Below are 13,598 nucleotides of genomic sequence, written 5' to 3' on the forward strand. Positions count from 1 at the left end.
CCTTCGTGACTCTGGATCCCCGCCTTCGCGGGGATGACGGTGATAGGAAAGGGCCAGCGCTAAGCCGCCACCCGCGCCTTCGCCGCCGCCAGGATCATGTCGCTGGCTTTCTCCGCGATCGCGATCGTCGGCGCGTTGGTGTTGCCCGAGACGATCCGCGGCATGATGCTCGCATCGACCACGCGCAGCCCCGCCACGCCGTGCACGCGCAGCTCGGGATCGACCACCGCGCGCGGGCCGTGCCCCATCATGCAGGTGCCGACCGGATGGGTAGAGCGTCGTCCCCGCGCGCCGGGCATGGGCGAGCAGTTCTGCGTCGGTCTGCAGTTCGGCGCCCGGTTGCAACTCATGCTCGATGAAGTCCGCCAGGGGCTGCTGTGCAGCAATCCGGCGCCCCCAGCGCAGCCCGGCGACGATGACCTCCTGGTCGAGCGGATCGCTGAGGTAGTTGGGCGTGATCCGCGGCGGTGCCAGCGGGTCGGCCGAGCGGATGCGCACGCTTCCGCGCGATTCCGGGCGGAGCTGGCAGGCCGCGATGCTGATCCCCGGCAGCTTCTCCAACTGCATCTTCTGCAGCCGCGCCAGCGCATCGCCGTCCACCGTCGCGGGCAGGATGTGGAACTGGATGTCGGGCGAGGCGAGGTCTGGGCGCGAGCGGCAGAAGGCGGCGATGTGGGCGGCCGAAAGCGTCAGCAGCCCCTTGCGCGCCACTGCATAGCGCGCGACTTCGCCGAGCAGCCTTAGGCCCCGGCTCAACTCGTTGACCGAGACGGTGCCCGGCTTGAGCCGGTAATTGGCCGAGATCGGCAGATGGTCCTGGAGGTTCTCGCCCACGCCGGGCAGGTCGCGCACCACCGCGATGCCCTGTTCGCGCAGCAAGTCGCCCGACCCGATGCCCGAGAGCTGGAGCAGCTGCGGCGAGTTGATCACGCCGCCCGCCAGGATCACTTCGCGTGCGGCTTGCGCCACCAGTCGCTCGCCGCCTCGCACGAACTCCACGCCGGTCGCCCGCCCGTCCGCGATCACCACGCGCGTCGCCTGGGCATGGGTGACCACGCGCAGGTTCGGCCGCTGCATCGCCGGGTGGAGATAGGCGACCGCCGCGGAGCAGCGCCGCCCGTTCCGGACGGTGAGCTGATACCAGGCGACGCCTTCCTGTTCCGGCCCGTTGATGTCGCGCTGGGGCAGGCCGAGCGCCTCGCAGGCCTGCACCACCGCCTCGGACACCGGGTGCGATCCCGCCGGATCGGTCACGCTCAGCGGTCCGCCGGCGCCGTGCGTTTCGCAGGCGCCGTGCTGCTGGTCCTCGGAGCGGCGGAAATAGGGGGCGATATCGTCCCAGCTCCAGCCGGTGCAGCCCATCTGCCGCCAGCCGTCATAATCGGCGCGCTGGCCGCGGACATAGAGCAGCCCGTTGATCGAAGAGGAGCCGCCCAGCACCTTGCCGCGCGGCCAGATATGGCGGCGGCCCTCGGTGCCCGCGTCCGGCTCGGTGCGGTAGAGCCAGTTGACCTTGGGGTCCTTCAGCGTCTGCGCATAGCCGACGGGGACGTGGATCATCAGGTTGGACAGGAACTGGCCGCGCTCGCGCAAGGGACGGTCGTCGCCGCCCGCCTCGAGCAGCAGCACGCGGTTGCGGCCATCGGCGCTCAGCCGGTCGGCGAGCACGCAGCCCGCCGAGCCGGCGCCCACGATCACGTAATCGGCTTCGAACACTTCGGACATCAGGCTTTCCGGCGGCGATAGAGGTAATTGGCGGGCAGGCCGAGCCGCTTGCTGGCCTCGACCGGCGGCGTGCCGGGGATCGGCAAGCGCTCGAACAGGGCGCCGAGCATCCGGACGGTGCGGCGTTCCCAGCCGCGCAGCCGCCATTTCTCGCCGTCCAGCTCGAGTGTCTTCCGTGCCCAGTCCGGCAGCAGCGCGATCGCTGCGCGCACCATCATTCCCTGGAAAGGGCGCAGCGGCAGCGGCATGCCCTTTGTGCGCAGCATGATGTCGAGGAACTGGCCGATGATCGCATGCGGCTCCAGCTTCGGCCGCATCGCTTCGAACTGCGCCTGCTGCTCGGCCACCGAGAGCGGCGCGCCATGCGCAAGGAAAAGGTCGGCCGAAGGCTTGGCCTCCAGATAGGAGCGGTCCTTCTCCGCCAGCGTCAGCCTCCGGCAATAGGCCGAATAGGCTTCCATGAAGCCGAACCCGACCGTGCACTGCACCCAGTTCAGCAGCTCGGGGTCATTGGCGTGATAGGCCTCGCCCGCGGGCGTCGTCCCGCGCACCCGCTCGTGCATCCGCGTCACCCCGGTGATCACCCTGGCGGCGACATTGGCGGGGGCATAGACGCTGACATGGGTGACATAGCCGGTGCGCTGCAGCCGGGTGAGCGGATCGGTGGGGAAGATCGAATGCTCCCAAACCCCCGATCGCACCCGGGGCTCGCTCAGCTCGAGCAGCACCGCCGCGATCCCCCCGACGAACAAGGCGACGGGGTTCTTGAACACCGCCCAGGCCACCGAGTCTGGCGGGTAGAGCGCCGGTGCGCCCGGCGGAATGGCGTAGTCGATGCGGGGCAGGATACGCTTTCCGCCCGGCGCCGCGGCGGGCACGGGGCCGGGGGGAAGCGGAATGGCCTGCTCGCGCATCGCGATCAGAAGCCGGCGGTCAGCGAGGCGCCGAAGGTACGCGGACGCCCGGCATAGCGGACGTTGAGGTTCTGGTTGTCGACCACCGAGGTCCAGTAATATTCATTGGTCAGGTTGCGCGCCCAGATCGTCAGGCCCCATTTCCCGTCGGCGCTGGCCACGCCGATGCTGCCGTTTACCAGCGCATAGCCCTTGATCCGGAACAGCGGATCCTCGCCGAAGTCGCTGTGCGTCTCGCTTTGATAGGTGGCGTTGGCCGTCGCCTGGAAGTTCAGGCTCGACGAGATCGGCAGGTTGAGCGTCGCGGTGCCGCTGGTCGAGAATTCCGGCGCGAAGGAGAATTCCGAACCGTCGTAATTGGTCGGGATGCCCGCCGCATTGGCGCCGGTATAGTCGGTGATCTTGGTCTTCAGATAGGTCGCGTTCCAGGCGAGGGTGAAGGCCGGCGAGGGCCGCAGCGTGATCTCGCCGTCGATGCCCCAGGCATGCGAGCTGGGGATGTTCACCAGCCGCTGCAGCGCGCCGAAGGTCGGATCGGCAACGTAGGAGCTGAACTGCTTGTCGGTATAGTCGTAGTAGAAGCCGCTGACATTCACCTGGGCGAAGCGGCCGCCGACCGCGGTCTTGATGCCGGCTTCATAGGCGGTCAGCTTCTCCTGCCGGGCGGGCGTGAACTGCACCGCGCGGTTGGCCGGCACGATCGGCACCACGCCCGACTTCACGCCGCGCGCGATCGAAGCGTAGAGCAGGGTGCCCGGCGCCGCCTGGTAATTGAGCGAGAAGCGGCCCGAGAAGTTGCTCTCGTCGAGCACCGAATGGACGAGCGTGTCCGAGTTGGTGGCCGGATCATAGGTGGTGCAGCCGTCCTTCTGCACCATCGGCGCGAGCACGCCATAGCTCTGGAAGATCACCGCGCGGCCGGCGGTGTTCACGATCGGCAGGTAGTTGCCGTTGTAATCGACCGAGCAGCCGTCCAGCTCGCCATGGTCGATGCCAAGGCGTGCGCCGGCATTGATCTTGAAGCCGCTGCCCAGGTCGAACTCGGTGGTGGCGAAGCCGCTGTACGTCTCGTTATAGCCCTGCGCCCGGCCCGCGCCCTCGCGGAAGCCGATGGCGACCTGGGCGGGCGTATAGCCGGCGCTGTTGAACACCGCATTGGTCACCGGATTGGCGAGGATGCCCAGCGCGGCGAGGCGCAGATAGACGACCGAGCTGTTCTCGCCGATCAGGAAGCGGCTGTTCTCGCGCAGATCGTCATGGGCGAAATAGCCGCCCACCGTCCAGCGGAAGCCCGGGCCGCTCCCCTCGAAGCGCAGCTCCTGCGAGAAGGACTTGATCCGCGCATCATATTGCGTTGACACGATTTCCCACGGCGCACCGCTGAAGTCGACCACGTCCTTGCGGGTGAAGTCGTTGTACCCGGTCAGCGAGATGATCGAGAGCTGGTCGTTGGGCGACCAGGTCAGCCGCATCTGGGCCGAGATGAAGTCGGACTTGGCGCGCGGCGGCCCCATGCCGGTGGCGAGGCCGACCGTGGCGGCGCGGGCCGAGGCGGGCTGCCAGCCGGCATCGCTCGCTTTGGTCGGCTGGTTGTTCTGCAGATAGGCGAGCAGGGCCGCCGAGTTGAAGTCGCCCGGGCCGACGGCGGGGGAGGCGGCGGAGAGCCGGTTGGTCAGGTTGAGGCTGATCGCCTGGCCCGCCTGGGTGTCCGAACGGTCGCGCCAGCCCGAGACGGTGATCAGCCCCTCGAACTTGCTCGACGGCTGGAAGCTCAGCGAGGCGCGGGCGCCCCAGCGCTTGACCTTGCCCAGCTTCTCGCCGCGGCTCTGGTCGATCTGCCAGCCCTCGTCGCTATTCTCGTCGCGGCCCGAGATGCGCAGCGCGGCATGATCGCCCAGCGGCACGTTCAGATAGGCTTCGACATTATAGGTCTTGTAGTTGCCGCCCTCGATCGTCCCGCCCGCGGCGAAGTCCTTGCCCGGCTTGGCGGTGATGAAGTCGATCAGGCCGGCGGTGGTGTTGCGGCCATAGAGCGTGCCCTGCGGTCCCTTGAGCACTTCGACGCGCTCCAGGTCGTAGATCGGCCCGCCCGCCATCGACGGATAGGGATAGGCCAGCTCGTCCTGATAGATGCCCACGGTCGAAGTGGCGGTGATGTTGGTGGTGTTGAAGCCGATGCCGCGCAGCGTGAAGATCGGCACGCCCGAATAGGCGGGGGCGACCTGCAGGCCCGGGACCGAGCTGGCCAGCGACTCGACATCGGTGATCTGCAGGTCCTTCAGCGTGTCGGCGGACAGCGCCTGCACCGCCAGCGGCACCTTGTTGATCGATTCGGAGCGGCGCTGGGCAGTCACGACGATCTCGTCGCTCTTGCTCTGCGGACCCTCCGCCTTGGGCGCGGGCGCCTCCTGCACTTCCTGCGCCAGCGCCGGCGCCGCGAGCAGCAGCCCGAGCGCGGATCCCATCAGCAGGCCTGCCTTGATCGCCATATCCCTCTTCCCCTCCATGTTGCCGCGCCGCCCAGGTTTTCGGGGTCGATTTCCGGCTGTTGTTTGTTTGAATAATTAGCTTTAGGGAAGGCGCTGTGCAGCTATCGCATGTGACAGGGGCGGATATGGCCGGTGACACAGAGAACATGCCCTATGAACTGGCCGGGCGGATCGTCGAGCATGGCCGCCGCATGGGCCTGCCGCTGATCGCCGCCTGTGCCGATATCAGCAGCGCCCGTCCGGTGCAGCTGGCCGACGGCACGCCGGTCAGCGCGCTGTTCGAGTTCACCCATGATGCCGGGGCCTATTGGGCGCAGGGCGATTTCGCGCTGCGCAACGCGATCGTCTCGGTCGCGCGGCATCTGGCCGAGCCCTTCTATTACGACCAGGGCCGCATCCGCAGCTGGCGCCCGCTGCGCATCGAGCCGCAGATCGAGCGCGAGGCGATGCAACGCAGCTACCGGGTGGAAAGCGCGATCGTCGCACCGGTGCATTTGCCCGCCGGGGTGATCGGCGCGGTGGTCTGGGCATCGACCACGCCGGGGCTCGATGTCGATGCGATCTTCGAGCGCGAGGCTTCGGTGCTGCACCCGCTGGCGCTGCGCTTCATCGCCACCTGCAATGCCGGGCCCGACGCCTCGACCGAGATCGTCCAGCACCGGCTGACGCGGCGCGAGGTCCAGTGCCTCAAGCTCGCCGCGGCGGGGAAGACGGATGGCGAGATCGGCACGATCCTCGGCCTGTCGGTGCCGACGATCCGTTTCCACATGCGCCGTGCGAGCAGTCGGCTGGGCGAGAATGGCCGGCTGCGCACCGTGCAGCGCGCGGTGGCGCTGGGCTTTGCGCGGCCGAACTGACAAGGATGGGAGGTTGGCGCGGCGGTGTCGCGCCGGTTAAGGTACGGAAATGGCAAGCAACGCAAAAGTCCCGGTCGGGCGGATCGAGGCAAGCTCGGCGGATCAGCTGCTCAACGCGACCAGCGCGCTGATGATCGAGCGCAACACCGTCGACATCACCTTCGCGGACATCGCCGAGAAATCGGGGCTCAACGCCGCGCTGATCCGCTATCATTTCGGCAGCAAGCTCGGCATGTTCATGGCGCTGCTGGAGCGCGATGCCGGCGGCACGTTCGACGATCTCGAGCGGCTGGTGAAGGCCGACATGGATGCCGGGCAGAAGCTGCGGCACCATATCCACGGCATCATTAAGGTCTATTATCGCTACCCGTACATGAACCGGCTGGTCGCCGCGCTGGCGGTGGAGACCGACAGCGAGACGGCGCGCTTCATCTCGGAGCGGTTCAGCCGCCCGCTGGCGGCGGCGCAGAAGGCGATCCTGGAGCAGGGCGAGGCCGAGGGGCTGTTCCGCAGGATCGATCCGATGCTGTTCTATTTCTCGCTGATCGGCATGTGCGACCATCTCTTCATCGGCCGCCACTCGCTCAAATATGCGTTCGGGGTGGACGATATCGATGACGACCTGCGCAAGGCCTATGCGGTGCACGTCACCGATCTGCTGATGCGCAGCGTGCTGGTGAAGCCCGAAACCGACGCCTGACTTGCGAATCGCTTAATCAAGCGATTAAACAATGCTGGAGGGCGATAACGCCCCGCGGTTCGAACCGGCTCGGAGAGGAGCGGCATATGGGTGAGTCACTGGTTGCGGAAGCCTCGTCGGGCTGGATCGAGTACGAGGCGATGCCCCGGCTGGGCGACATCCCCGCCTATCATGCCCGGCACCGCCCCCAGGCGATCGCGACGCGCTTCGAGGGGCGCGATACCGACTGGGCCACGCTCGACCGGCGCAGCGACCAGGTCGCCCGCGCATTGCGTGCCGCCGGCTGCCGGGTGGGAGACCGCATCGCCTATCTCGGCAAGGGCAGCGACGAGTTCTTCGAGCTGCTGTTCGGTGCCGCCCGCGCGGGCGTGGTGATGGTGCCGGTCCAGTGGCGGCTCGCCACCGCCGAGATCTGCAAGATCCTGGGCAATGCCGAGGTCAGCCTGCTCTTCGCCGGCCCCGATCAGATCGGCCGCGCTGCCGAATGCGCCAACGAGCTGATCCGCGAAACGATCGCGATGGAGGACGGCGCCGAGGGCTTTTCCCGCTTCGCCGCCTGGCGCGATGCGGCCCCGGTCGAAGCCATCCCCGATGATGTCGAGCCGAGCGACGTCGCGCTCCAGCTCTACACTTCGGGCACCACCGGCGAGCCCAAGGGCGTGATGCTCAGCCACGCCAATCTGCTGCGCGGCCGCACCGATTCGATGGCGCAGCCCATGCCCTGGAACGAGTGGCTGGAAGGCGACGTCAATCTCGTCGCGCTGCCGCTCGGCCATATCGGCGGGGTCGGCTGGGCGATCGTCGGCTATTTCAACGGCGCCACCTCGATCGTTCACCGCGAGTTCGTGCCCGCCGCGGTGCTGGACGCGATCGCCCAGGGTGGCGTCACCAAGATGTTCCTCGTGCCCACCGCGCTCCAGATGCTGCTGATGCTGCCCGGCGTGCGCGAGGCCGATTTCAGCCGGCTGCGCTACATCCTCTACGGCGCCTCGCCGATCGCGCTCGAGCTGCTGCGCGAGGCGACCGAAGTGTTCGGCTGCGGCTTCGCCCAGCAGTACGGCATGACCGAAACCTGCGGCACGATCGTCTACCTCCCGCCCGAGGATCACGATCCCGCCGGCAACGAGCGGATGCGCGGCGCCGGCCTGCCCATGCCCGGCGTCGAGATCCGCGTCGTCCACCCGACCGAGCGCACCCCGCTCGCCGTCCGCGAGGTCGGCGAGGTCGAGACCCGCTCGGTCGCTAACATGCTCGGATACTGGAACCTGCCCGAGACGACGGCGGAGACGGTGGACGGCGGCGGCTGGCTGCGCACCGGCGACGCGGGCTATCTCGACGAAGACGGCTATCTCTATATCTGCGACCGCTTCAAGGACATGATCTGCTCGGGCGCGGAGAACATCTATCCCGCCGAAGTGGAGAGCGCGATCTACGGCCATCCCGCCGTGCAGGAAGTCGCGGTGATCGGTGTGCCCCACGAGAAATGGGGCGAGGAGGTCAAGGCGGTGGTGGTGTCCCGGCCCGGCGCCGCGCCCGACGAGGCCTCGATCCTCGCTTATGCCCGCGAGCGGATCGGCGGGTTCAAGGTCCCCAAGTCGGTCGATTTCGTCGAGGCACTGCCGCGCACGCCCTCGGGCAAGGTGATGCGTCGCGCGCTGCGCGATCCCTATTGGGCCGGTCGCGATCGGGGGGTGAACTGATGCTCGATACCGCCCGCCGCACCGGCCAGGACGAGAGCCAGGCCCTGTTCCGCGAAAGCGTCCGCCGCTTCCTCGCTGCCGAGGGCGTGCCGCATCTCGATCGCTGGGAGGAAGCCGGCATCGTCGATCGCGACTTCTGGACCAAGGCGGGCAGTGCCGGGCTGCTCTGCCCGACCGTGCCCGAGGCATATGGCGGCCCGGGCCTCGACTTCGGCTACAATGCGATCGTCACCGAGGAGCATGCCTATGCCCGCGTCCCCTCGGGCATCACGCTGCAGTCGGACGTGCTGGCCGACTATCTCCTGGCCTATGGCTCGGAGGAGCAGAAGCGCGAATGGCTGCCCGGCATGGTCTCGGGCGAGAAGGTCGCGGCGATCGCGATGACCGAGCCCGGCGCGGGCTCCGACCTCCAGGCGATCCGCACCACCGCGCGGCTCGACGGCAACCATTATGTGATCAACGGCGCGAAGACCTATATCTCGAACGGCCAGACCGCCGATGTCGTGATCGTGGTGGCCAAGACGAACGTGGAGCTGGGCGCCAAGGGCACCAGCCTGTTCCTGGTCGAAGCCGATCGCGCAGGCTTCGCGCGCGGGCGCAACCTCGACAAGATCGGCCTGCACGGCGCCGACACCAGCGAGCTGTTCTTCGAGGATGTCCGCGTTCCGGCGACCAACATGCTCGGAGAGGAGGGGCGCGGCTTCGCCTATCTGATGCGCAACCTGCCCCAGGAGCGGCTGACCATCGCGATTGGCGCCCAGGCCAGCGCCCAGCGCGCCTTCGACGAGGCGCTCGGCTTCGTGAAGGAGCGCAAGGCGTTCGGGAAGACGGTGTTCGATTTCCAGAACACCCGCTTCACCTTGGCCGACCTCGCGGCGAAGCTGCAGATCGGCTGGGCGCATATCGACTGGGCGCTCGCCCGGCATCTCCGCCACGAACTGACGCCGGAGGAAGCCTCGGCCGCCAAGCTCTGGCACACCGACACCCAGTGGCAGATCATCGACGCCGCGCTCCAGCTCCATGGCGGTGCCGGCTATATGAACGAATATCCGATCGCCCGGATCTGGCGCGACGCGCGCGTCTCGCGGATCTTCGGCGGGACGAACGAGATCATGAAGGAAGTGATCGGGCGGGGGTTGTAGCACTTCTCCCTCTCCCCGCGCGCGGGGAGAGGGCTGGGGAGAGGGCTGGGGAGAGGGGCAATGCGCTCAGGCCACGTCCTCGACCTGGTCGAGATAGGCGCCGTAACCCTGGGCCTCCATCTCGGCTTTGGGCACGAAGCGCAGCGACGCCGAGTTGATGCAGTAGCGCAGCCCGCCGCGATCGAGCGGGCCGTCCTCGAACACATGGCCGAGATGGCTGTCGCCATGCGCCGAGCGGACCTCGGTGCGGATCATGCCGTGCGTCGTGTCGCGCAGCTCGGTGACGTTGGCGATCGGCTTGGTGAAGCTCGGCCAGCCGCAGCCGGACTCGAACTTGTCCGAGGAGGCGAACAGCGGCTCGCCCGAGACGATGTCGACATAGATGCCCGGTTCCTTGTTGTAGAGCAGGGGGCCGGTGCCGGGCCGCTCGGTGCCGTTCTGCTGGGTCACGCGGAACTGCTCGGGGGTCAGCGCGGCGATGGCTTCGTCGGTCTTGCGATAGTCGGTCATGCAAATCTCCGTTTCGCTGCGCTATGTGGGGTGCCGCATGGCAAAGAAGAAGCGCCTCCTCACCGCGACCATGGCTGATGGCTATGTGAAGACGATCGGCCCGACCAACGCGCCCTTCACCCATTACTGGCGCATCGTCGCGCATCTCGGCGGCGGCAAGACCGAGGTGTTCTGGGGCCACGCCAAGTCGCTCAAGGAAGCGACCGGCAAGAAGGCGGCGCTGGCCGATGCGGCGAAGCAACGCGGCTGGGAGGGGTATGATTTCGAAGTGGTCGAGCTGGTGGAGAGCTGAGGGGGCGGTGTGCTGTGTTCCCTGCTGTTCCCCGGCGAAAGCCGGGCCCCAGGGTTTCTCTGCCGTCCCACCTTTGACCCTGGACCCCGGCTTTCGCCGGGGAGCAGCCAGGTTGGGTACTAGGCCGGCGCCGAAAACCGCGGCGCAGGCGCAGGCTGCACCACGCCCTCCCGCTCGATAAAAGCACCCCTCGCGCGGTTGTGCGGATGCGCCGGCGCCTCGGCCATCGACAGCACCGGCGCGAAGCAGATGTCGGTCCCTTCCATCAGCGCGCACCACTCCTCGCGCGTCTTCGTCCGGAACACCGCCGCCAGCTTGTCCTTGAGCGCCGGCCAGGCTGCCGGATTCATCTGCGCATCGAAATCGGGGTCGGCATCCAGCCCGGTCACCGCGCGAAGCTGGGCATAGAATTGCGGCTCGATCGCGCCGATCGCGACATGCTTGCCGTCGGCTGTCTCGTAGCTGTCGTAGAAATGCGCCCCGGTATCGAGGATGTTCACGCCCCGCTCATCCCGCCAGCCCAGGGTGGAGCGGAACCCCCAGACCATCGACATCAGCAGCGCCGCGCCCTCGGTCATCGCGCAGTCGATCACGCTGCCCTGACCGCTGGTCTTCGCCTGGAGCAGCCCCGCGCTCATCGCAAAGGCGAGCAGCATGCCGCCGCCGCCGAAATCGCCCACCGCGTTGACCGGCGGCGTCGGCTTCTCGCCCGCCCGCCCGAACGCGTGGAGCGCGCCGGCCAGCGCGATGTAATTGATGTCGTGCCCCGCCGCCTGCGCCAGCGGCCCGGTCTGCCCCCAGCCGGTCATCCGGCCATAGACGAGCCGCGGATTGGCGGCGTGCAGCTCGGCCGGGCCCAGGCTCAGCCGCTCCATCACGCCCGGCCGGAACCCTTCGATCAGCCCATCCGCCCCCGCAGCAAGCTCGCGGACTTGGGCGATCCCCTCGGGCGACTTGAGATCGACCTCCACCGCCGTCCGCCCGCGCAGCAGCGGGTCGCGCGGGTTGGGCGCTTGGCCCGGGCGGTGGACGTACAGCACCTCCGCCCCGTGATCGGCGAGCATCATCCCGCAGAACGGCGCCGGGCCGATCCCGCCCATCTCGATGATCCGGATGCCGGTAAGGGGCTGCATGGCGAGGCTCCTCGTTCCCCTTCCGCTTGCGGGAGGGGCTAGGGGAGGGGGTGTCCTTTAACTCGCGGCAGTCAGGCCCTCCCCCAACCCCTCCCGCAAGCGGAAGGGGAGTTACCGCGGCGCCATCCGGATACCGCCGTCCAGCCGCACGTCCTCGCCGTTGAAATAGCCCGTCTCGATCATGCACAGCGCAAGGTTCGCATATTCCTCCGGCCGTCCGAGCCGCTTGGGGAAGGGCACCGAGGCTGCCAGCGCATCCTTCACCGGCTGCGGCGCGGCGGCGAGCAGCGGCGTGTCGAAAATCCCCGGCAGGATCGTGTTCACCCGGATGCCTTCGCCCATCAGGTCGCGTGCGATCGGCAGGGTCATGCCGACCACGCCGCCCTTCGACGCCGAATAGGCCGCCTGGCCGATCTGCCCGTCCTCGGCCGCGACGCTGGCGGTGTTGACGATCGCGCCGCGCTCGCCATCCTCCTGTGGCTCAAGCGTCAGCATTCCCGCCGCCGACTTGGCGATGCAGCGGAAGGTGCCGACCAGGTTGATCTGGATCACCCAGTTGAACGCCTCGAGCGGGAAGTGGCGGATCGATCCGTCTTCCTTGGCGCGGCTCGCGGTCTTCACCGCATTGCCGGTGCCTGCGCAATTGACCAGCACGCGCTCCTGTCCGTGCGCCGCCCGCGCCTTGGCGAAGCCGGCATCGACGCTTTCGTCCGAGGTCACGTTCACTTCGCAGAACACCCCGCCGATCTCGGCGGCGACGGCTTCGCCCTTTTCCTTCTGCAGGTCGAAGATCGCGACCTTCACGCCCTTCGCCGCCAGCGCCCGCGCGGTCGCCGCGCCGAGCCCCGAAGCGCCGCCGGTCACCACCGCGGCCACATTGTTATCGAGCTTCATCCATCCCCTCCTATGATCTCAAAGCCGCTCGACGATCGTGACATTGGCCAGGCCGCCGCCCTCGCACATCGTCTGCAGCCCGTAGCGCAGCCCACGCTTGTGGAGCGCGTGGACCAAAGTCGCCATCAGCTTGGTGCCCGAGGCGCCGAGCGGATGCCCCAGCGCGATCGCGCCGCCATTGACGTTGAGCTTCGCCGGATCGCCGCCGACATGCTTGAGCCAGGCAAGCGGCACCGGCGCGAACGCCTCGTTGACTTCGTACAGGTCGATCTCGTCGATCGACATGCCCGCCCGCTTCAACGCCCGGTCGGTCGCGAACAGCGGTTCCTCGAGCATGATGACGGGATCGCCGCCAGTCACGGTGAGGTTGTGGATGCGCGCCAGCGGCGTCAGGCCATGCGCCTTGAGCGCCGCTTCGGAGACGATCAGCACCGCGCTGGCGCCGTCGCAGATCTGGCTGGCATTGGCCGCGCTGATCATCCCGCCCTCGGCAAGCAGCTTGACCGAACCGATGCTCTCCAGCGTCGCATCGGCGCGGATGCCTTCGTCCCGGGTGTGGAGTGCCGGCCCCTCGGGCGTCTCGACTTCCAGCGGCACGATCTCGGCATCGAAGTCGCCGCGCTCGGTTGCGGCGGCGGCGCGGCGATGGCTCTCCAGCGCATAGGCGTCGAGCAGTTCGCGGGTGAAGCCGTGCTTGCGCGCCATCATCTCGGCGCCCATGAACTGGCTGAACTGCACGCCCGGATAGCGCGCTTCCTGCCTGGGCGACTTGGGCCCGCCCAGCCCCGCCTGGGCGAACAGCGCTCCGGTCGATCCCATCGGCACGCGGGTCATGCTCTCCACGCCCGCCGCGATCACCACGTCCTGCGTGCCCGAAAGCACCGCCTGCGCGGCGAACTGGATCGCCTGTTGCGAGCTGCCGCACTGGCGGTCGATCGTCACCGCCGGCACGCTCTCGGGCAGGCGCGAGGCGAGCACGGCGTTGCGGCCCACCTGGAAGCCCTGCTCGCCACCCTGGCTCACACAGCCCATGATCACGTCCTCGATCGCGGCCGGATCGATGCCGCTGCGGTCGGCGACGGCGTTGAGCACTTCGCCCGCCATGTCGGCGGGGTGCCAGCCGGCCAGCCGTCCGCCGCGCCGCCCTCCCGCCGTGCGCACGGCTTCGACAATATAGGCGGTAGGTGCTGCCATCATCCTGCTCCTGTGTGTTTTCGAATCAGCGGTACCAGCCCCGGCTAG

Annotated in this window: 11 protein-coding genes and 1 pseudogene; 5 read left to right on the forward strand and 7 right to left on the reverse strand. The window is 68.1% G+C overall.

Features of this window, described 5'->3' with window-relative positions:
* Positions 1–59 precede the first annotated feature (59 nt).
* The 3 genes and pseudogenes from J2W22_RS08580 to J2W22_RS08590 all read right to left on the reverse strand — a co-directional run bounded on the left by J2W22_RS08580 (position 60) and on the right by J2W22_RS08590 (position 5,128).
* A pseudogene (locus tag J2W22_RS08580) lies at positions 60–1,725 on the reverse strand (GMC family oxidoreductase).
* Entirely contained in the window at positions 1,725–2,639 is a 915-nt protein-coding gene (locus J2W22_RS08585) for an oxygenase MpaB family protein (RefSeq protein WP_307117804.1), read from the reverse strand. The pseudogene J2W22_RS08580 and the gene J2W22_RS08585 overlap by 1 nt, the downstream one beginning before the upstream one ends.
* A 5-nt stretch (positions 2,640–2,644) precedes the next feature.
* Entirely contained in the window at positions 2,645–5,128 is a 2,484-nt protein-coding gene (locus J2W22_RS08590; RefSeq protein WP_307117805.1) for a TonB-dependent receptor, read from the reverse strand.
* 125 nt (positions 5,129–5,253) lie between these two features.
* Between J2W22_RS08590 and J2W22_RS08595 the strand changes: the two genes are divergently transcribed.
* From J2W22_RS08595 to J2W22_RS08610, 4 genes are all read left to right on the forward strand, one after another.
* The gene (locus J2W22_RS08595; protein ID WP_307117806.1) at positions 5,254–5,985 is read left to right on the forward strand and encodes a helix-turn-helix transcriptional regulator; all 732 of its coding nucleotides are present in this window, start codon (positions 5,254–5,256) and stop codon (positions 5,983–5,985) included.
* A gap of 49 nt (positions 5,986–6,034) precedes the next feature.
* Positions 6,035–6,685 (forward strand): TetR family transcriptional regulator, encoded by a 651-nt coding sequence (locus tag J2W22_RS08600; RefSeq protein WP_307117807.1) that lies wholly within the window; start codon positions 6,035–6,037, stop codon positions 6,683–6,685.
* A gap of 86 nt (positions 6,686–6,771) precedes the next feature.
* Positions 6,772–8,385, forward strand: a complete 1,614-nt coding sequence (locus tag J2W22_RS08605) for a fatty acid--CoA ligase (RefSeq protein WP_307117808.1) — start codon at positions 6,772–6,774, stop codon at positions 8,383–8,385.
* On the forward strand, positions 8,385–9,527 hold the full coding sequence (locus tag J2W22_RS08610) for an acyl-CoA dehydrogenase family protein (RefSeq protein ID WP_307117809.1): 1,143 nt from the start codon (positions 8,385–8,387) through the stop codon (positions 9,525–9,527). Before J2W22_RS08605 ends, J2W22_RS08610 begins: the two co-directional genes overlap by 1 nt.
* Before the next feature lie 66 nt (positions 9,528–9,593).
* Here the strand turns inward: J2W22_RS08610 and msrB are convergent, their stop codons facing one another.
* A complete protein-coding gene (msrB, locus tag J2W22_RS08615) occupies positions 9,594–10,037 on the reverse strand; it encodes a peptide-methionine (R)-S-oxide reductase MsrB (protein ID WP_307117810.1) in 444 nt (147 codons plus the stop codon).
* A gap of 37 nt (positions 10,038–10,074) precedes the next feature.
* Between msrB and J2W22_RS08620 the strand changes: the two genes are divergently transcribed.
* Positions 10,075–10,329 carry a hypothetical protein gene (locus J2W22_RS08620; RefSeq protein WP_307117811.1) on the forward strand — a complete coding sequence of 85 codons (255 nt, stop codon included), beginning with the start codon at positions 10,075–10,077 and terminating at the stop codon, positions 10,327–10,329.
* Between the two features lie 119 nt (positions 10,330–10,448).
* Here the strand turns inward: J2W22_RS08620 and J2W22_RS08625 are convergent, their stop codons facing one another.
* The 3 genes from J2W22_RS08625 to J2W22_RS08635 form a co-directional block, all read right to left on the reverse strand.
* Positions 10,449–11,462, reverse strand: a complete 1,014-nt coding sequence (locus J2W22_RS08625) for a CaiB/BaiF CoA transferase family protein (protein ID WP_307117812.1) — start codon at positions 11,460–11,462, stop codon at positions 10,449–10,451.
* Between the two features lie 111 nt (positions 11,463–11,573).
* The gene (locus J2W22_RS08630) at positions 11,574–12,356 is read right to left on the reverse strand and encodes an SDR family NAD(P)-dependent oxidoreductase (protein WP_307117813.1); all 783 of its coding nucleotides are present in this window, start codon (positions 12,354–12,356) and stop codon (positions 11,574–11,576) included.
* Between the two features lie 18 nt (positions 12,357–12,374).
* The gene (locus tag J2W22_RS08635; RefSeq protein WP_307117814.1) at positions 12,375–13,550 is read right to left on the reverse strand and encodes an acetyl-CoA C-acetyltransferase; all 1,176 of its coding nucleotides are present in this window, start codon (positions 13,548–13,550) and stop codon (positions 12,375–12,377) included.
* Positions 13,551–13,598 lie beyond the last annotated feature (48 nt).

Source organism: Sphingomonas kyeonggiensis (genome assembly GCF_030812785.1).
GTDB lineage: Bacteria > Pseudomonadota > Alphaproteobacteria > Sphingomonadales > Sphingomonadaceae > Sphingomonas > Sphingomonas kyeonggiensis_B.